The sequence below is a fragment of the Flavobacteriaceae bacterium GSB9 genome (assembly GCA_022749295.1).
Taxonomy (GTDB): Bacteria; Bacteroidota; Bacteroidia; order Flavobacteriales; family Flavobacteriaceae; genus Flavisericum.
In genome coordinates this window covers 3,366,989-3,386,539 of record CP062007.1, presented here as the reverse complement: position 1 = coordinate 3,386,539, position 19,551 = coordinate 3,366,989, and the positions used below count along the sequence as shown (strand labels likewise).

Below are 19,551 nucleotides of genomic sequence, written 5' to 3'. Positions count from 1 at the left end.
CACGGGAGTGACAAAATAAAATGAAAAATTACAACGTAAACGAAAAAGGCTATTATGGCGAGTTTGGGGGGGCTTTCATCCCCGAAATGCTCTACCCCAATGTAGAGGAACTGCGCCAAAAATATTTAGAGGTTATGGCTGAACCATCTTTTAAAGCAGAATTTAATCAGCTTTTAAAAGATTATGTTGGTCGGCCTTCCCCATTGTATTTTGCAAAGCGCCTTTCTAAAAAGTACAATACTAAAATTTATTTGAAGCGCGAGGACTTAAACCATACGGGCGCCCACAAAATAAATAACACTATTGGGCAAATATTAATGGCCAAACGTTTGGGCAAAACCCGAATTATTGCCGAAACTGGTGCCGGACAGCACGGTGTGGCCACGGCTACCGTTTGTGCTTTAATGGGATTGGAGTGTATTGTGTACATGGGCGAAATAGACATTGACCGACAAGCCCCTAACGTAGCCAGAATGAAAATGCTTGGCGCTAAGGTAATGCCTGCCAAATCGGGAAGTCGCACATTAAAAGATGCTACCAACGAAGCCATTCGAGATTGGATAAACAATCCCGTAAACACCCATTATATTATTGGTTCAGCCATTGGCCCACACCCTTACCCCGATATGGTGACTCGGTTTCAGTCAGTGATTTCCGAAGAAATAAAATGGCAATTAAAAGAGCACGAAGGACGTGAAAATCCCGATTATGTTGTAGCGTGTATTGGAGGCGGAAGTAATGCCGCAGGAACATACTATCATTATTTACACGAAGAAGATGTGAACATCATCGCTGTGGAAGCCGCCGGGCACGGTGTAGATTCTGGAGAAAGTGCCGCCACGTCGGTTTTAGGAAAAGAAGGCATCATCCATGGCTGTAAAACGCTGTTAATGCAAACCAACGACGGGCAAATTACCGAGCCCTACTCCATTTCAGCGGGGTTAGATTACCCTGGAGTTGGCCCCATGCATGCCCATTTGGCTAAAACGGGACGTGCAGAATTTATGTCCATTACCGATGATGAAGCCATGAACGCTGGCCTAGAACTTTGTAAATTGGAAGGCATTATTCCTGCTATTGAAAGTTCGCACGCTTTGGCTATTTTCGAACAGAAAACCTTCAACCCCGAAGACGTGGTCGTTGTAAGTTTGTCTGGGCGTGGCGATAAAGATTTGAATAATTATATTGAATATTTTAATATATAACCAGCGTCATGCTGAACTTATTTGGGCATCATAAGAAATAAAAATTGTCATTCCGTACATGATACGGAATCCATGAACTTTACAAATTTAAAAATAGATTCCTGCCTTCGCAGGAATGACAGATGAAATGAACAGAATAAATCAAAAACTAGAAGCAAACAAAAAGTTACTTTCTATATATTTCACAGCGGGCTACCCCAACCTCAACGATACGGTTTCCATTATTGAAAATTTGGAAAAAAATGGTGTCGATATGATTGAAATCGGTTTACCGTTTAGCGACCCGTTGGCCGATGGCCCAACCATCCAAGAAAGTTCTACAGCAGCACTGAAAAACGGCATGACCACCGAAACACTGTTCAACCAGCTAAAGGACATCAGAAAAACAGTTGAAATTCCTTTAATCATTATGGGCTATTTCAACCCGATGTTGCAATATGGCGTTGAAAACTTCTGTAAAAAATGTCAGGATATAGGTGTTGATGGGCTTATTATCCCAGACTTACCAGTTGATGTTTATCATGAGCAGTACCAAGCCGTTTTCGAAAAATACGGACTCATCAATGTGTTTTTGATTACACCACAAACTTCAGATGAACGCATACGCTACATCGATTCTGTTTCCAACGGATTCATCTATATGGTTAGCAGTGCTAGTGTTACGGGATCGCAATCTGGTTTTGGCGACATCCAGAAACACTATTTTCAGCGTATCTCGAATATGAACTTAAAAAACCCTCAAATTGTAGGGTTTGGCATTAATAACAACGAAACCTTTACGCAAGCTACAGCATATGCAAAAGGGGCCATTATTGGTAGTGCATTTATAAAGTTTATCACGAATAATTCCGTTGAAAATATTGCTAAGTTTGTAAAATCTATTAGATGATTTTATGTACCCCAATATTTCAACAAAAGTGAACATATTAAATCAAACCGTTTATAAAACTGCCATTGAAACTAACTAAAAACTTCAAGCTTATCGTTTTACTATGCCTAACTTTGGGCTTAGCACCTTTTTTTCCTGAACCTCATATTTGGGGAAAACTAAAATGGATTGCTGGCGGCGCCAAGGGCATGGCATTTATAGACTGGTTCGATGTTGTGCTTCACGGTTTTCCATTTGTATTGCTTCTTGTAGCTTTAGCCTTAAAACTACAAAAAAAGTAACACTTGGTTTTAACAGGAAAACCCTAGGTTTTAAGATAGTTTTAATAAAATTTTGATTCATTTTTTTTATCTTAAGATAAACCAAAAAATAGAAACACAATGGGAATTATTGAAGATAAAAAGAAATTTGAACGCACTAAAGAACAAAAAAATCCATTAAACCCTAGTGGCGATATCGACCAAGATAGAAACCAGTTTGATATTGATGAGAAAACCATAAAAAAGCAGCAAAACAAAAGTTAATTTAATTATGCTGTTTAAAAAAAACAGAATAACCTATTCTACTTTTAGAATAGGTTATTTTTTTATATTTATCCCACAAAAACCACCCAGATGCCTCTGAATATTGTTTTAATTGAACCCGAAATACCAAATAACACCGGAAATATTGGTCGCTTAGCATTGGCTTCTGGTTCTACCTTGCACTTGGTTAAGCCATTTGGATTCGAAATTAACGATACGCGATTAAAACGTGCTGGCTTGGATTATTGGCAACATTTAAACATAACCTATTACAACAATATTGACGTTTTTTTTGAAACCCATCATGATAAACCTATGGCTTTTCTCTCCAGCCATGGCACAAAAAACCATTGGGATATTTCGTTTAAAGACGATATGTTTTTAATCTTCGGAAAAGAATCAGTAGGTCTGCCCAAACCTTTGATTGAAAAACACCAAAGTCAACTTTTTAAAATTCCGTTACACAGCCCCCACGTACGAAGTCTAAATTTGGCAAACGCTGTTAGCATTGTTATTTACGAAGGTCTTAGACAATTATAAAAGCTTGCTATAATAGCAAAATTATTCTTACATTTAACTCACTAAACTAAACATCAACAATACTGATATTTTCACTATGAAAAAACCTTTACTTTTAATTGTTACTTCTCTAATTTTTACGTTTGCAACGTACAATTTATTGGCCCAGCCTAATTTTGACTTGGTTGGATTCGCTACGGAAAACGGAGGAACAACAGGTGGCCAAGCAGGCTCTACCGTTACTGCAAACACATTTACGGAACTGAAAAGTTATGCCGAAAGTGCTACACCATACGTCATTATGGTTAACGGCACCATAGAAAATGGCCCTGAAGGTGGCAGAATAAGCATTGCCTCAAACAAATCGATTATTGGAGTTGGCAGCGATGCTTTTTTGTACGGTATTGGGCTTGAAGTAAAAAACAATAGTAATGTGATTATCCAAAACTTAAAGATTTCATTAACTGGAGTTACGACCAGAACAGACAAAGCTGGTGTTTATTCATCGACTGGAGACAATGGCCTACCTCAAATATTAGTGAATGGTGGTGATTGCATTTCAATAAACGGCAATTCTACCAATATATGGATTGACCACTGTGAGATTTTTTCTGAAGACCCCGATGTGCAAACCAATAAGGATTTATATGATGGTTTGATTGACATAAAAAACAACTCGGGCTTTATAACCATTTCTTGGTGTTACTTACACGACCATCATAAAGGTGGTTTGGTTGGTTCCAGTGATAGTGACCTGTGGACAGATAGAAAAGTTACCATGCATCATAATCATTACGATAAAGTGAAACTAAGAGTCCCAATGTACCGCGGATCAACTGGGCACTTTTTTAATAATTATATAAATGAAGCTGAAGACGCCACCGAAATAAGAGCCAACACCTGTGTTCGTGTAGAAAAAAACTACTATGAGCCGCTTCATTATTCCATTTACACGCCATCTGATTCACCTGGTAAAACTGAACGCATCGACAATATTATTGTAAGTCAGGCTTCACGTCCATTTCCAGAGGATTGCGTTGCCGATATCCCTTATGATTATGCTTCTGCTTTAACAACTAACACAACCGATGTTAAGACCATTGTCCCGCAGTATGCAGGTGTTGGTAAATTGGGGGACGACTGTAACGGTGATTATTTAGGGTCTGCTTATATTGACGATTGCGATACTTGTGTAGGCGGTAATACAGGACTTGAACCCTGCCAACTGGATTGTAACGGTGATGAAGATGGAACTGCGACCATTGACGGCTGTGGTATTTGTTCTGGAGGAAACACTGGGAATACTCCATGCGATGAAGACTGCAGTTGGGAAGCATACCAAGCTGAAGATGGAATTATGAGTTCTGGTAGTGTGGATTCCAACAACGAAGGCTTTACCGGTACTGGTTTTGTAAATACTGATAATAACGCCGGCGAATGGTGGGAAGGCACTGTTAACGTAACCGCAGCTGGCACTTATAATGTAAGATTCCGATATGCCAATGGCAGCACAGACCGCCCTATGAGTGTTAGTGTTAACAGTACAGAACAAATAAGCAATTTGAGTTTTCCAAATACAGGGAGTTGGACGACTTGGGATAACGTTTATTTTACTTTAAACTTAAATCAAGGCAGCAATACCCTCCGCTTTATAGCACTTGGTAGTTCTGGTGCAGCAAACCTCGATAGAATTGATGTTTGCTCGGGTGAAGTACTGTCCGTTTCAAAATCCGATTTAGAATCTTTGATACAATTGTACCCAAACCCAACAAAAAACACACTTATCCTGTCCCTTAAGGGTGGTATTAAAAACAATACCGTAATTCAGTTATACAATAGCCTAGGCGAACTGGTTATAAAAGATTATCAAGTAAAATCTGGCGAAGCGGTATTAAACCTACACCATTTAGGTGCTGGATTATATTTTGTAAAAGTGTCCAACGCTGAAAACACCATTGTTAAAAAAATAATGAAGCAATAATTAAAAATAAGCCTGAATTCAACTTTTTTATATTTTGAATTCAGGCTTTACTATTTCTTATTCTTTAGCATTTGCAAATACATGGCTTCTACCTTCGTTCGAGCCCACGGTGTTCGTCTTAAAAAAATCAAGCTAGATTTCACTGAAGGGTTATTAGTAAAGCACTTTATTTTGATTGTATAGCCCATATATTCCCAACCATAATGGGCCACCAGTTCATTTATAATTTGTTCTAGTTTAACACCATGTAACGGATTATTAGGTTGCGACTCCATAATGCTTTAATTATTATGCTTATTGCTACTACGCCCACGTCGCCTCGAGTTTACATTTTTACCCGAACTTCGGTTTGAATTTCTAGGGTTTCTTTGGTTTTTTCTACCCCGATTTTGTCCTGGTTTTATAGGCTCGGTGGAAGCATTAGAGTCGGGTTCAAACCCTTCAACAATTTCAACTTCTATTTTTTCACCTATTAGTTTTTCTATACTTTTTAAATAGGTTGTTTCATCCGCACTCACTAAAGATATGGCTTGACCGTTCGCCCCTGCTCTACCTGTTCGGCCTATTCGGTGTATGTAATCTTCAGAAATATTTGGTAATTCAAAATTAACCACATGTGGCAACAACGGAATATCCAATCCTCGCGCCGCAATATCGGTAGCCACCAAAGCTTTTACACTACCGCTTTTAAAACCGGATAAAGCTTTAGTTCGCGCACCCTGACTTTTATTACCATGAATGGCCGCTGCCGAGATACCGGCGCTTACCATTTTTTTGCACAGTCTATTCGCTCCATGTTTGGTGCGTGTAAATACTAAAACCTGTTGCCAGTTACCTTCTGAAATCAATTTGATAATCAGTCCCGTTTTTAAACCTTTAGCCACCCGATACACTTTTTGGCTTATGGCCTCAACCGCTGTATTTTCGGGTGTAGCTTCTACCTGTACAGGCTGATTTAAAATACCGTGCGCCAACTTTTTTATCTCTTTAGAAAAGGTGGCCGAAAACATTAAGTTCTGCCTTTTGTTGGGCATCATATCGATTACCCGTTCAATATCGCGTAAAAAACCCATATCGAGCATGCGATCAGCTTCATCCAATACAAAAATTTCTATTCGTTTTAGCGACAATAAACCTTGGTTTTGTAAATCAAGCAAACGTCCTGGGGTAGCCACTAAAATATCAACGCCTTTTCGTATTTGTGCTACCTGTGGCTTTTGGTTTACACCACCAAAAATAACGGCACTACGCAAATTCAAAAAGGCACTATATTCCTTAACATTGGCATATACCTGTGCCGCCAATTCGCGGGTTGGGGCTAATATTAAGGCACGGATAGGCCGGTATTTATCTTTTGGGTTTTCCGATAAAACGTGAAGCAAGGGCAAGGTAAAACCTGCTGTTTTTCCAGTACCGGTCTGTGCCGATGCCAATACATCCTTACCCTGTAAAACGGGCGGAATGGCTTTTTGCTGAATGGGACTTGGGGTGGTGTAACCTTTTTGATCCACCGCTTTTAATAAGGCTTCAGATAAGCCCAATGATTTGAATGTCATATATGCTATTTATAAGGAACCCAAATGGGCTTTGGCAAGTGGCTTAAATGCCTAATATTACCGTCCTCTTAATTAAGGCGCAAAGGTACAGCTATTTTATGGGTAATTAGGATTTATTTGAATGTGTAGGAATTTTTATCGATATTTATTATGTATTATATTAATAGTGTTATATCCTGTAGTTGAGCATAATTTGACCAAAAAATGATAATATTTATTTTAATCATTTTCTTTAGTTTTTCAATAGGCTATTCCCAAACAGCGGAATACGGAAAATTGACAAAAAAACGGAATATAAAATTTATATCACTAAAATTGGATATACTTTAAAGGTTGGAAATACTTTGACAATGGGTATTCCCTATTCTGACTTAGGATTTACTTATATTTCACAAGGTGGACAAAGAGTATCAAATACTTTAGTCGACAAAAAAATTGTTGTGAATAAATTAAAAACTTATGGAACGAAAAAAAAAAAAAAAAAACGGATACAAATTATATGCACATTTTAAAGGTTATGGGCTTCTCCCTGTTTTAATTGACTATGACACAGCATTGGAAGTGGAGAAATTAAAAAATCGAACGGAAAATTAACTAAAGAACAAGCTATCTCTAAATTGATAGAAGCAAAAGAATTATTAGAATTAAGAGTAATAACTGAAGAGCAATATGACAAATTAAAATCTCAATTGACACCTTTTTAATCCTGAATAAATAAACTATGTAGAACGACGGCTATAATTCATTAATGCGGGTTTTCTCGCAACAAACTCCTAACAAAGCATCTTAAAAAAACTCCCGATACTGCATCACCCTAAAATCGAAGGTGTTGAAATCGGGGTTTTTAGATTTTAGCTGTTTGTACAACGGCAATCGGCTAATAGAGATATTAGCTGCACCAGAGCCCGAGGTTAGTGAAACAGTTTTTATTTTACGGGGTTGTTCCATTTCGCCTCCACGCAAAACAACATCCTGCTCTACCGGAATAACGAATTCGTGGATTCGGGGCACTTCGTTTGAAACTAATTTCAATTTTAATCCGTATTCCTTTAAATGTTTTCTAAAAAAATATTCGGTACCGTTTTTACTATTTCCGCCAGTGAACAATAACGTATTAATATTTGGAAATGCTTTTAAATAGCCCACCACATCGCGTAGTTCGATGTTTACCATACCTAAATCTGAGGCATCTATTTTTTCGCGTTCGGCACTTTCCACAATATCACATACTCCAATTTTATGTTTTATTAAAAATGCTTCTCGCTGCTTCACAGCTTCTTCTGAATTATCGTAGCGCAAATTCAGATTATGAATTTTATCTATAAAAAGCCAAAGCGAATTATAATAGCTACCGTAACAAAAATCGACATCCTTTTCGAGCAATTGGCCCGTTGAAAATCGTGGTGGCGGTAAAGTGCCCACAATGAGCCTTGTAGTATCTTTGTTTATAAATGGTGGATATGGATGTTTATGGAAAAACAGAAATTTGAATTTTAGTTGTTAATTTATTATATTTTGACGACATGAAATTTATTAATCGTTCGTCAGTTCGAGTGAATTTCACGACAAAAAAGAGTGAAATTTGTATCGAGAAAGAGAATTTTTCATCACAAAATAGTTCTCGATACGATTTTTAGTCCCTCAAAATCTCTCGAACTGACGCGTAACTAGTTTTATGTTCTAAATGCACAACGAATGATGAACCACTAAAAATAAAAAACCATGGGTAAAGGCGATAAAAAAACGAAACGCGGAAAAATACACCGAGGCACTTTTGGCAAGCGAAGGCCACGCATAAAAAAGAAACCTTCAATTGAAACTAAAATTAATGTAGGCGAAAAGGCTAGTCCGAAATAGCAATTAATCGAATTCTTTTAATAGTTTTTCAACCTCAGCAATAGTGCCTCTGTAGAGACGCCTGTTAGGTTTGGTCATGTGGCTGGATTCATTAAAGATTTCATTCAAAATCTCTTTGGCTTCTGTCTCTTTTTTTATGCTCATTAAAAACTTGGCCAATATCAAGCGCTCTTCGTAAAAAGAGTATCTAATATCAATTTGACGCAAATGGGTTTCTGCTTCTCCAATGTTACCCATTTTTTCTAGTGACAGACCATATAGAAACTGGGTTCTCGACTTATAAAATTCTGGATGCCCTTTTATGTTTTCGGCATAATGAATAACGTTTTGGTAATCTTCAAGGTTAAAATAGGCATTAATTAATTTTTTGGCAGCGTAAAAATTATTTTGCGATTGATCTTTAAGCGCTTCCAAATAATGGGTGACAGCGTTATTATAATCTTTAATTTCTAAATAAGCATCGGCAAGATCTACACGATTTTGATACGTTTCAGAAAATTGCAACCTCTTTTCCAAATCCTTTACCTTTTTGGTTGGGTTGATGATGTGCGCCACTTCGTTGGTTATTTTTTCGGCATCTCGCTTGTTGTACACCTGTGTTATTAAATAAACAATACTGCCTATCACAGGTATAAACATAATGATAAAAAACCACCAAAACGGATTTTTGCGCGTAATGAGGTGGTAAACACAATAGCCCTGAAGCGCTAAAATGAGGTAATACTGCATAAAAAAACCTTTTATACAATAATAAGGATTATCTTATAAATACCAACTCTGTTTCGGTCGACATGTCTTCACTAAACCCATAACCTTCATAATTAAAACCTTTGATATCATCAATGGATTTTGCACCCGAATCTACAATATACCTAGCCATAAGTCCACGGGCTTCTTTAGCAAAAAAGGAAATGACTTTGTATTTACCATTTTTAAAATCTTTAAAAGTAATATTAACCACAGGGACTTTTAACGCTTTTTTATCAATCGCCTTAAAATATTCATTACTCGCCAAGTTTAAAAACAACTCATCATCTTCCAATTCTTCGTTAAGCGCTTTGGTAATGTCTTTTTTCCAGAATTCGTAAAGGTTTTTCTTTGTACCAACGGGCATTTTAGTTCCCATTTCCAAGCGATAAGGCTGTATTAAATCAGTCGGTTTCAATAACCCGTACAATCCTGAAAGAATACGCACGGTATTTTGGAGTGTTTCTATTTTATCTTTAGGAATGGTATAAGCACCCAATCCGCGGTAAACATCACCACTAAAGGCATAAATAGCGGGGCGGGCATTGTCGGTAGTAAAGGGTAGTTCCCAAGATTGATTGCGCTCATAATTTAATTGTCCCAAAGCATCAGAAATACTCATGAGTTTCGATAAACTTTTAGCCGATTTCTTTTTAAGTATTTTATTTAAGCGTTCCGATTGTTTTAAAAACTGAGCTTGGGTATGCTGTTCTGTTGGCAATTGGCTTTCAAAGTCTAATGACTTTGCTGGTGACAATACTAATTTCATATAAATATTTTCTGTATTTCTTTAAATAAGGATAAACTTAATTTCCGTGCAATCAAATTTACGATTACTAATTTATATATAATTCTTACCGTTAAAATTATTTTAAATGGCTATATAAAACGAATCTATAAGTTGATTTTGTCGCAATAAATGCCGAACTTCGTTAAGAGCAGGATTCTTCAATCACAGTAATTTAGCTTTGAACAAATCCTACTAATCTAATAACAAGGCACTAATTATTAAACGTAACATAAATTATGAGTTTGCTTTCTGAAAATGTAATACCTGGACACCACGGTAAAATTTTTGAAACCGACGCTACAAAAGACGACAGCGACAAATTGGAGACCATAAAGAAATTTATTCTGAAAATACCTGGAGTGAAAAAAGTATTTATCGACACCCAGAAGTTTCCGGTACAGATAGCTGTATATACCTCTGCCATGGTTAAGGTTGACGATATTGAAAACGCCGTAAAAAAAACGGGGCACCATGCCATCCCTAAAGGGCTATTTAAACTTTAAGGCATGAGTGAAAAAATAAGTTTGAAAGATGCCATTTCAATTGGAATCGGCGGCATGGTTGGTGGTGGTATATTTGCAGTTTTGGGTTTGGCGGTGTCGCTAGCCAAAGGTGGTACCCCAATAGCGTTTCTTTTTGCTGGCATCATTGCGCTTTTAACGGCCTATTCTTACGCGAAGTTATCAAAGAAATATCCCGAAAATGGGGGCACCGTTAAATTTATACACCAACAATATGGCAATGGCATTTTTGCTGGTGGCGTAAACAATTTATTGTGGATAAGCTATATAGTTATGTTGGCGCTTTATGCGTCTGCCTTTGGTTCTTATGGCCTTGAATTGATTTCAATAAGTGGCCAAAAGGAAGTAGACGTTAAAATTCTACAGACCTCGATAATTATTTTCGCTTTGCTCATAAACTACATGAGCGTTAAACTTGTAAGCGATATAGAATCCGTAGCCGTTGTAGTTAAGCTTATTATCTTAATTGCTTTTATTGCAATAGGGTTTTATGGTTTTTCCTCACATACCGAAAACCTTACGCAACTCTTACCAGAACATTGGGAAAGTCCTTTATTGTTGCTTTCAGGAGGCATGGTTATTTTTGTTGCCTATGAAGGTTTCGAGCTTATTGCCAATTCCATTTCAGATTTAAGAAACAAGGAAAAAAACACTGAAAAAGCCTATTTTGGTGCTGTGGGTTTTGTTGTGGTGTTGTACATATTAATTGCAATTGTTACCGTAGGCTCCTTGCCTTTTTCTGAAATAGCTAACGCCCAAGATTACGTTCTAGCAAAAGCTTCCGAACCTATTTTAGGCCACATCGGATTTACCATTATCACCGTTACAGCATTAATATCTACATTTTCGGCAATAAACGCAACTGTATTGGGCAGTAGTCGGGTCAACTATGATATAGCCCAAGACCAAGAACTCCCAGAATATTTTTGCCATAAATTTTGGGGCAAACCAGTTGGTATGGTTATAACCGCTATTTTATCGGCCGCGTTGGTAAATCTATTTAATCTGCAAAGTATATCAACAGCGGGCAGTGCTGGCTTTTTATTAATTTTTTGCATTGTAAATTTTATTGGTTATAAAAAATTTAAAGTACTACACTCCAATAAATGGATTCACATTACAGCTAGCTTTCTTTGTTTTGCAGCTTTTATAACACTTATAGTCCAGCAATACCAAGATAATAAGACCGGTGTATTAGTTGCTATCGGAATAATAGTGTTTGCATTTATTCTTGAGGCCACATACAAAAAATGGCCGTCAACAAAAACGTCTAATAAGTAATTAGCAAAATAATGTGCAATTAAATTATCTTTGCCCTCCTATTTAGCACGAATTATGCGTATTGATATTATTACCGTTTTACCCGAATTACTTAAAAGCCCGTTTACAGCCTCCATTTTAAAACGCGCCATTGAAGCCAATTTAGTGGAAGTACACTTCCACAACCTAAGAGATTATACTACCGATAATTACAAATCGGTTGACGATACCCAATTTGGTGGTGGCGCAGGTATGGTGATGATGGTAGAGCCCATTGATAAATGTATTTCTACCTTAAAAGCCGAACGTCATTATGACGAGGTTATCTACATGACACCAGATGGCGAAACCCTTAATCAAGGTATAGCCAATCAATTATCACTAAAAGAAAATATTATCATCTTGTGCGGCCATTATAAGGGTGTAGACCAACGGGTGCGCGACCATCTGGTAACCCGCGAAATATCTATTGGTGATTATGTACTATCCGGTGGTGAACTAGGCGCTGCCGTACTGTGCGATGCGGTTATTCGATTAATTCCGGGCGTGCTGGGCAACGAAACCTCAGCCCTAACCGATTCATTTCAAGATAATTTATTAGCACCCCCCATTTACACCAAACCCCGCGAATATAAGGGGTGGAAAGTCCCCGAGTTGTTATTTAGCGGCAATTTACCCAAAATAGAAAAATGGCGCGAAGAACAAGCGTATATCAGAACCAAAGAGCGACGGCCAGATTTACTTGAAGATTAAATTTACCGTTATTAAAAAACTTTTAGTTTTAGCTTTCCGCTTTTAACTTTTTAATTATCTTTGCAGCCAATTTCGGCTTAACCTCTGGCGAGAATCGTGAATGTTGTTCTGAATTAATCACTTATTAATTTTAAAGATATGGAATCTTTAGTAAAATTTGTACAAGACGAATTTGTAACAAAAAAAGAATTGCCTGATTTTTCGGCTGGTGACACCATCACGGTTTACTACGAAATTAAAGAGGGCAACAAAACACGTACCCAGTTTTTTAGAGGTACCGTAATACAGCGAAGAGGTACTGGAGCTTCAGAAACCTTTACGATTAGAAAGATGTCAGGTTCAATCGGCGTTGAGCGTATCTTCCCCGTAAACCTTCCTGCATTGCAAAAAGTTGAAGTTAACAAGCGTGGTAAAGTACGTAGAGCAAGAATCTACTACTTTAGAGGTCTTACTGGTAAAAAAGCCAGAATTAAAGAAGCGAGACGCTAATTGCCCAGCAACACTGCGTAAAACGAATAAAGCCTTGAAAATTTCAAGGCTTTTTTTTATTAACAAAAGTTAACAACTTGCCTTTATAACCTGTTGAAAACAAATTAGTTAAAAAACTTGGACAACTGGACTTTTTATTGTATCTTAGATGAAGAAATAATAACAGTATTGTGCTGGTTTCGTTTCAACAGCGAATTTGTATTATATTCTAAATAAGGTAACGTTCTTATAAAAAATTGTTTTTTGAGGTTTTTGAGCATCTACGTGTATGCGTACGAAAGCTAAAAACCATGATATCGTAAATAGAGTTATATGTGCGAACAGATAGACCACTAGTACGATTGAAAGCTTTTAAAAACAAAAATTGCGAAAGCGAGGGTTGTCCAATACAAAGCAATGCTGTTAATAAATTTAACGCGAAAGCGAATAGGGAGTTAATAGCATCAAGAAAAACAATTTACGGAAACATGATGTAATAGGTCAATACATTTTGAAAATTACAAGAATGTTTCTTTGAAATAACAACACTTGAACCGAAAGATTTAAATGAAAATTTTGAGTTTGATAGTAGAAATACTAAAAGGTCACGTTAAGTTATTTCAAAAAAGCCATGTCAAAGTAGATTAAATTCTATCATGATATGGCTTTTGTTTTTTTAAGCTTAACCGTTATTCTTTAAGAAATTCTTACTCTTGCCCATCTTTTTTACCATTATCGCAATTCTGTAGCGCCCAATATTTTAGTTAATCGTTTAAACATTAATAACTGCCATTTTTTTGTATATTCGCATCGCTAAAAACGAAACGTCTTTTTCATTTTATGTTTTTAGCTTTTTAATAATTCTTTAAAATAACTCATTAGGAATGTCTAAAATTATTTATACAAAAACCGACGAAGCCCCAGCTTTAGCTACAGAATCGTTGTTACCAATTGTAAAAGCATTTGTTAAATCTTCAGGTATTGATATCGAAACCAAAGACATTTCTTTGGCTGCTAGAATTTTAGCAATCTTCCCAGATTTTTTAACTGAAGACCAAAAAGTTCCAGACGATTTAATGTTATTAGGCGAATTGGCAAAAAAACCAGAAGCTAATATTGTAAAACTACCAAATATAAGTGCTTCCATTCCTCAATTAAGTTCGGCTATTGCCGAGTTGCAGGCTTTGGGGTATAAAATTCCTAACTATCCTGACGAACCTAAAACTGACGCTGAAAAAGAAATAAAGTTGCGTTACGACAAAATAAAAGGAAGTGCAGTTAATCCTGTATTACGCGAAGGGAACTCCGATCGTCGTGCACCAAAGGCCGTTAAGAATTTTGCAAAAAATAACCCGCACAGTATGGGCGCTTGGAGTTCAGATTCTAAGTCTCATGTTGCCACTATGGAAAACGGCGATTTTGCTCATACCGAAAAATCCTTAACTTTAGCCGAAGCTACCGATATTAAAATCGTACATGTTGACGATAATGGAAACGAAACACTCTTAAAACCATCTTTCCCCATCCTAAAAGGAGAAATAATAGACGGTTCAGTAATGAGCAAAAATGCATTGGTTAGCTTTTTGAAAGAACAGGTTAAAGATGCCAAAGCCAACGGCACGTTATTTTCATTACATATGAAAGCAACCATGATGAAGGTTTCAGATCCTATCATTTTCGGTCATGCTGTAAAAGTGTTCTTTGCTGATGTTTTCGACAAATATGCTGATGTTTTTGAAAAAATTGGTGTTGAAGAAAACAACGGACTTGGAAATGTGCTTTCTAAATTAGATGAACTTCCTGCTGACAAAAAAGAAGAAATTTTAAAAGCCATTGAAACGGCTATTGAAAATGGTCCGGATTTAGCAATGGTAAATTCAGATAAAGGTATCACCAACCTACATGTCCCTAGCGATATTATTATTGATGCCTCCATGCCAGCAATGATTCGTAATTCTGGACAAATGTGGAATGCGGAAGGAAAGCCACAAGATACAAAAGCCGTAATTCCAGATAGTAGCTATGCTGGAATTTACACAGCCACTATTGATTTCTGTAAAGAAAATGGTGCCTTTGATCCAACAACCATGGGAACTGTACCTAATGTAGGGCTTATGGCTCAAAAGGCCGAAGAATACGGATCACACGATAAAACCTTTGAAATACCTTCAGACGGTGTGGTAAAAGTTATTGACAATAGCGGTAACACCTTAATGAAACACAACGTTGAAGCGGGCGATATCTGGCGTATGTGCCAAACCAAAGATGCTCCAATTCAAGATTGGGTAAAACTAGCTGTTACACGCGCAAGAACCTCCGAAACGCCAGCTGTATTTTGGTTGAATGAGAATCGCGCACATGATGCCGAATTAATCAAAAAAGTAAACGCATACTTAAAAGACCACGACACTTCTGGATTGGATTTAAGAATTTTGTCGCCTATCGATGCCACAATTTTTACTTGTAAAAGGCTTAAAGAAGGTAAAGACACCATTTCTGTTTCTGGTAACGTACTTCGTGATTACCTTACAGACCTCTTCCCTATCCTTGAAGTTGGAACCAGTGCCAAAATGCTATCTATCGTTCCTTTAATGAATGGTGGTGGATTATTTGAAACTGGTGCCGGAGGTTCTGCTCCAAAACACGTTCAACAATTATTGGAAGAAAACCATTTACGCTGGGACTCTTTAGGAGAATTTTTAGCCCTCGCTGTTTCCCTTGAGCATTTTGGTGAAACAAATAATAATGCTAAAGCTAAAATTCTAAGCGCAACCCTAGATGATGCTACAAGTACCTTGTTAGAAAACAGAAAAGGGCCTTCTAGAAAAGCTGGTGAACTCGACAACAGAGGTAGTCATTACTACTTAGCTCTTTACTGGGCAAAAGAATTGGCCAATCAAAACGAAGACCAAGATTTAAAAGCAGAATTTGCTCCTATAGCCAAACGTTTAGAAGAAAACGAAGCTGTTATCATTAAAGAATTAAACGATATCCAAGGAAAACCAACAGATTTAGGAGGTTATTATGAACCAAATGAAGCTTTGGTCAACCAGGTGATGCGTCCAAGTAAAACCTTTAATGCTATAATAGAAGGATAAATCATTCTGTTAAAATATATTAAAAGTCCCTTCTTGAGGGGCTTTTTTTTATTTTTATAAAAAATTGAGCTTTACCTGAGAGCCTTGCTCCATAATTACCGTTGGGTCTGCCTATGAAAAAAAAATCGCTTTTCTTGCTATTAACTTGGTGTTTTTGTAGTTCATTGTTTTCTCAAGAAAAATTTACCATTAGTGGCACCGTATCTGAGCAAAAAAGTAACGAAACCTTAATTGGGGTTAACATTATATTTCCAGAAATACAATCTGGCACAACGACTAACGAATATGGCTTTTACTCCATTACACTCCCAGAGGGATCTTATAATGTTGTGGTGAGCTATTTGGGCTTCAATACTATTTCTGAAACCATCAACTTAACTGGAGACATCACTAAAAACTTCAGTTTAACAGATGCCCTCGAAGATTTGGGCGAAGTCATCATTACCCAAAATGTAGAAAGGTTGGATATCAAAGCACCGCAAATGAGTGTGAATAAACTCAGCTCAAACACTATCAAAGAAATTCCTGTTGTACTCGGCGAATCTGATATTATAAAAGCAATTACATTACTACCTGGAGTAACCACAGTTGGTGAAGGGGCTTCAGGCTTTAACGTGCGTGGTGGGGCAGCAGACCAAAACCTGATTCTTCTGGATGAAGCCACCATTTATAATTCATCACATTTGTTTGGCTTTTTTTCTGTGTTCAACCCCGATGCCATTAAAGATTTAAGGCTATTTAAAGGTGGTATTCCTGCACGTTATGGAGGGCGTGTGTCTTCAGTGTTAGATATTTACCAAAAAGAGGGCAATAGTAAAGAATTTCATGCCAATGGTGGCATTGGCCTCGTTTCAAGTCGTTTGCTCGTTGAAGGCCCATTGAAAAAAGATCAAGGTTCATTCCTCTTAGGTGGTCGTTCCAGTTATGCCCACTTATTTTTACCGCTTTTTGACCTCGATAATATTGCTTATTTCTATGACCTCAACACCAAGCTAAGCTATAAGTTAAACGACCGAAACAACATTTACCTATCGGGTTATTTTGGGCGCGATGTTTTTAGCATTGAAGATACTTTTGAAAACACTTACGGCAACTCGGTATTGAATTTTAGATGGAACCATTTGTTTTCCGATAAGTTGTTTTCAAACTTATCACTCATCTATTCCGATTATTATTACAATTTAAAACTAAATTTTGTAGAGTTCGATTGGGTGTCGGGTATAAAAAACTTTAACCTTAAATACGACCTTAAACACTACGTAAGCAATACTTTTAAACTGCAATACGGCATAAACAGTATTTATTATAAATTCAACCCCGGAGAAATCAATCCAACCACACCTACTTCAGGCATAAACCCATTTAAACTAACAGATAAGTATGCTTTTGAAAATGCATTGTATATTGATGCCGAGCATAAAGTCTCCGATAAATTATCGCTTTCGTATGGCTTACGCTCAAGCAGTTTTCATCGTTTAGGGCAAAACGAACTTAATCTTTATCAAAATGATGAAGCTGTTGTTTTTAACGAAGATTTCCAAATCTATGAAAAAGCAGCCCCCATAGGAACCGAATCTTTCAAAAAAAGCGATGTTATTGAAAGCTTTGTTAACCTAGAACCCAGAGTTTCACTAGCCTACCAATTAACCCAAGAAAGTTCGGTAAAACTGAGCTACAATCGTATGAGCCAATACTTGCATTTACTTTCAAATACCAATTCGCCAACACCTCTGGATATTTGGACGCCAAGCGGGAAATTTATAAAACCCCAATTGTTAGACCAATATGCTGTTGGCTATTTCAAAAACTTTAAAGACAACCTCTTTTCTTTAGAAATTGAGGGTTTTTACAAGAAAATTAAAAATCGTATCGATTATATTGATGGTGCCGACTTAATAGCAAACAACGCCATAGAACAGGTTATTTTAAACGGTCGAGCAAGAGCCTTCGGTGCCGAATTACTGCTTAAAAAAAACAGTGGAAATTTTAAAGGATGGTTAGCTTATACACTTTCTAAATCGGAGCAACAAACACCAGGCAGAACCCCTAACGAGCTGGGCTTAAATTATGGCAAATGGTACAATACACCCTACGATAAAACTCACGATATTTCTTTAACCAGCAGTTACCAATGGAACGACAAGTGGAAAATAAACACCAATTTTTTGCTTCAAACGGGGCAACCGGCCACCTTTCCTACGGCACAGTACACCTACAACGGATTAAACATTCCACATTACGAGGGTAGAAATGAAAACAGACTTCCTGCTTACCACCGTTTAGATTTTGCCCTTAATTATACACCAAAACCCGAAAAATCGAAAGGTTGGCAAAGCTATTGGGTTTTTGGCATCTATAATATTTACAACAGAAAAAATGCAGCTTCAATAAATTTTAGAAGAAATTCAGATACCAGTAATAATGAAGCTACAAGGTTGTCCATTTTTGGCATTGTACCTTCCGTTTCATACAATTTCAAATTTTAAATTCATGAAAAGCACATTATACATACTCGCTTTGTTTCTTCTGTTTTTTTACTCATGTGAAGATGTTATTGACGTTGAACTGGACAACAGCAAGCCAAAATTAGTCATTGATGCCTCCTTATATTGGGTAAAAGGCACCGATGGCAATATGCAACAAATACAGCTCAGTTTAACCGCTCCCTATTTTAATAATAGCATACCAGCGGCAACTGGAGCAACCGTGACGGTTACAGATATGAACAATAATACTTTTAATTTTACCGAAGACGGCAATAGTGGTGTTTATAAAACTGAAAAATTTATACCGGTACTCAACATGCTTTACAATTTAAACATTATTTACAATAATGAAGTCTACTCGGCTACTACAGCAATGATTCCAGTTGTTCCGATAGAATATGTTGAACAAAAAAACGACGGTGGTTTTGCCGGTGATGAAATTGAGATCAAAGCTTTTTACACCGATCCCGAGGACACCGAAAACTTTTATTTATTTGAATTTTTGTTATTTAATAGCAACAAGGTAAATCTTGAAGTTTATGACGATGTGTTTACCAATGGAAATCAAATATTTGCATTTTTCTCTGATGAAGATTTAGAGGCAGGTGACGAACTCATCATAAGAAATTCTGGTATTACAGATCAGGCGTATCAGTTCATGTTTATACTGTTGCAACAAACCGATGACGAAGCTGGCGATCCGTTTGAAACCCAACCTGCCACGTTAAGGGGCAATTGTATTAATGAAACCAATCCCGATAATTTTCCATTGGGCTTTTTTAGAGCTTCTGAAACCGACGTTTTCACCTATGAGATTCAATAATTTGAACGATTTTGAATGATTTATTAAAAATTAGGTTTTATTTAACCAAATAAAATCTTACAGCTTTGTTTTTT

Annotated in this window: 19 protein-coding genes; 14 read left to right on the top strand and 5 right to left on the bottom strand. The window is 37.0% G+C overall.

Annotated features, from left to right (window positions below; genetic code table 11):
* The first annotated feature begins 20 nt into the window (after nt 1–20).
* The 6 genes from trpB to GSB9_03016 all read left to right on the top strand — a co-directional run bounded on the left by trpB (nt 21) and on the right by GSB9_03016 (nt 5,118).
* Nucleotides 21–1,205 carry a tryptophan synthase subunit beta gene (trpB, locus tag GSB9_03021; protein ID UKM66431.1) on the top strand — a complete coding sequence of 395 codons (1,185 nt, stop codon included), beginning with the start codon at nt 21–23 and terminating at the stop codon, nt 1,203–1,205.
* 127 nt (nt 1,206–1,332) lie between these two features.
* The gene (gene trpA, locus GSB9_03020) at nt 1,333–2,094 is read left to right on the top strand and encodes a tryptophan synthase subunit alpha (GenBank protein ID UKM66430.2); all 762 of its coding nucleotides are present in this window, start codon (nt 1,333–1,335) and stop codon (nt 2,092–2,094) included.
* A 65-nt stretch (nt 2,095–2,159) separates the two neighbouring features.
* Complete coding sequence (locus GSB9_03019; GenBank protein ID UKM66429.1) at nt 2,160–2,375, top strand: hypothetical protein; 216 nt, start codon at nt 2,160–2,162, stop codon at nt 2,373–2,375.
* A gap of 99 nt (nt 2,376–2,474) precedes the next feature.
* Nucleotides 2,475–2,618, top strand: coding sequence for a hypothetical protein (locus GSB9_03018; GenBank protein ID UKM66428.1), 144 nt, complete (start codon nt 2,475–2,477; stop codon nt 2,616–2,618).
* Between the two features lie 90 nt (nt 2,619–2,708).
* Nucleotides 2,709–3,158 carry a tRNA (cytidine(34)-2'-O)-methyltransferase gene (locus GSB9_03017; GenBank protein UKM66427.1) on the top strand — a complete coding sequence of 150 codons (450 nt, stop codon included), beginning with the start codon at nt 2,709–2,711 and terminating at the stop codon, nt 3,156–3,158.
* A 76-nt stretch (nt 3,159–3,234) separates the two neighbouring features.
* Nucleotides 3,235–5,118, top strand: a complete 1,884-nt coding sequence (locus GSB9_03016) for a T9SS type A sorting domain-containing protein (GenBank protein UKM66426.1) — start codon at nt 3,235–3,237, stop codon at nt 5,116–5,118.
* A 50-nt stretch (nt 5,119–5,168) separates the two neighbouring features.
* Here GSB9_03016 and GSB9_03015 read toward each other — a convergent pair whose 3' ends face one another.
* The 3 genes from GSB9_03015 to GSB9_03011 all read right to left on the bottom strand — a co-directional run bounded on the left by GSB9_03015 (nt 5,169) and on the right by GSB9_03011 (nt 8,156).
* Nucleotides 5,169–5,393 carry a VF530 family protein gene (locus tag GSB9_03015; protein UKM66425.1) on the bottom strand — a complete coding sequence of 75 codons (225 nt, stop codon included), beginning with the start codon at nt 5,391–5,393 and terminating at the stop codon, nt 5,169–5,171.
* Between the two features lie 6 nt (nt 5,394–5,399).
* Nucleotides 5,400–6,674, bottom strand: coding sequence for a DEAD/DEAH box helicase (locus GSB9_03014; GenBank protein ID UKM66424.1), 1,275 nt, complete (start codon nt 6,672–6,674; stop codon nt 5,400–5,402).
* A 786-nt stretch (nt 6,675–7,460) separates the two neighbouring features.
* A complete protein-coding gene (locus tag GSB9_03011) occupies nt 7,461–8,156 on the bottom strand; it encodes a uracil-DNA glycosylase family protein (GenBank protein UKM66421.2) in 696 nt (231 codons plus the stop codon).
* 240 nt (nt 8,157–8,396) lie between these two features.
* Between GSB9_03011 and GSB9_03010 the strand changes: the two genes are divergently transcribed.
* The gene (locus GSB9_03010; protein ID UKM66420.1) at nt 8,397–8,531 is read left to right on the top strand and encodes a 30S ribosomal protein THX; all 135 of its coding nucleotides are present in this window, start codon (nt 8,397–8,399) and stop codon (nt 8,529–8,531) included.
* A 3-nt stretch (nt 8,532–8,534) separates the two neighbouring features.
* Here the strand turns inward: GSB9_03010 and GSB9_03009 are convergent, their stop codons facing one another.
* Entirely contained in the window at nt 8,535–9,260 is a 726-nt protein-coding gene (locus GSB9_03009) for a hypothetical protein (protein ID UKM66419.1), read from the bottom strand.
* A gap of 28 nt (nt 9,261–9,288) precedes the next feature.
* Nucleotides 9,289–10,047, bottom strand: coding sequence for a peroxide stress protein YaaA (gene yaaA, locus GSB9_03008; GenBank protein UKM66418.1), 759 nt, complete (start codon nt 10,045–10,047; stop codon nt 9,289–9,291).
* 257 nt (nt 10,048–10,304) lie between these two features.
* Here yaaA and GSB9_03007 point away from each other — a divergent pair, with 257 nt between their 5' ends.
* The 7 genes from GSB9_03007 to GSB9_03001 all read left to right on the top strand — a co-directional run bounded on the left by GSB9_03007 (nt 10,305) and on the right by GSB9_03001 (nt 19,477).
* On the top strand, nt 10,305–10,571 hold the full coding sequence (locus GSB9_03007) for a heavy-metal-associated domain-containing protein (protein ID UKM66417.1): 267 nt from the start codon (nt 10,305–10,307) through the stop codon (nt 10,569–10,571).
* Between the two features lie 3 nt (nt 10,572–10,574).
* A complete protein-coding gene (locus GSB9_03006; GenBank protein UKM66416.1) occupies nt 10,575–11,870 on the top strand; it encodes an APC family permease in 1,296 nt (431 codons plus the stop codon).
* A 54-nt stretch (nt 11,871–11,924) separates the two neighbouring features.
* Complete coding sequence (trmD, locus tag GSB9_03005; GenBank protein ID UKM66415.1) at nt 11,925–12,602, top strand: tRNA (guanosine(37)-N1)-methyltransferase TrmD; 678 nt, start codon at nt 11,925–11,927, stop codon at nt 12,600–12,602.
* Nucleotides 12,603–12,740: 138 nt separating this feature from the next.
* Nucleotides 12,741–13,091, top strand: a complete 351-nt coding sequence (gene rplS / locus GSB9_03004; protein ID UKM66414.1) for a 50S ribosomal protein L19 — start codon at nt 12,741–12,743, stop codon at nt 13,089–13,091.
* A gap of 863 nt (nt 13,092–13,954) precedes the next feature.
* Nucleotides 13,955–16,168, top strand: a complete 2,214-nt coding sequence (locus GSB9_03003) for an NADP-dependent isocitrate dehydrogenase (GenBank protein UKM66413.1) — start codon at nt 13,955–13,957, stop codon at nt 16,166–16,168.
* Nucleotides 16,169–16,281: 113 nt separating this feature from the next.
* A complete protein-coding gene (locus GSB9_03002; GenBank protein UKM66412.1) occupies nt 16,282–18,654 on the top strand; it encodes a TonB-dependent receptor in 2,373 nt (790 codons plus the stop codon).
* Nucleotides 18,655–18,658: 4 nt separating this feature from the next.
* Nucleotides 18,659–19,477 (top strand): DUF4249 domain-containing protein, encoded by an 819-nt coding sequence (locus GSB9_03001; GenBank protein UKM66411.1) that lies wholly within the window; start codon nt 18,659–18,661, stop codon nt 19,475–19,477.
* Nucleotides 19,478–19,551 lie beyond the last annotated feature (74 nt).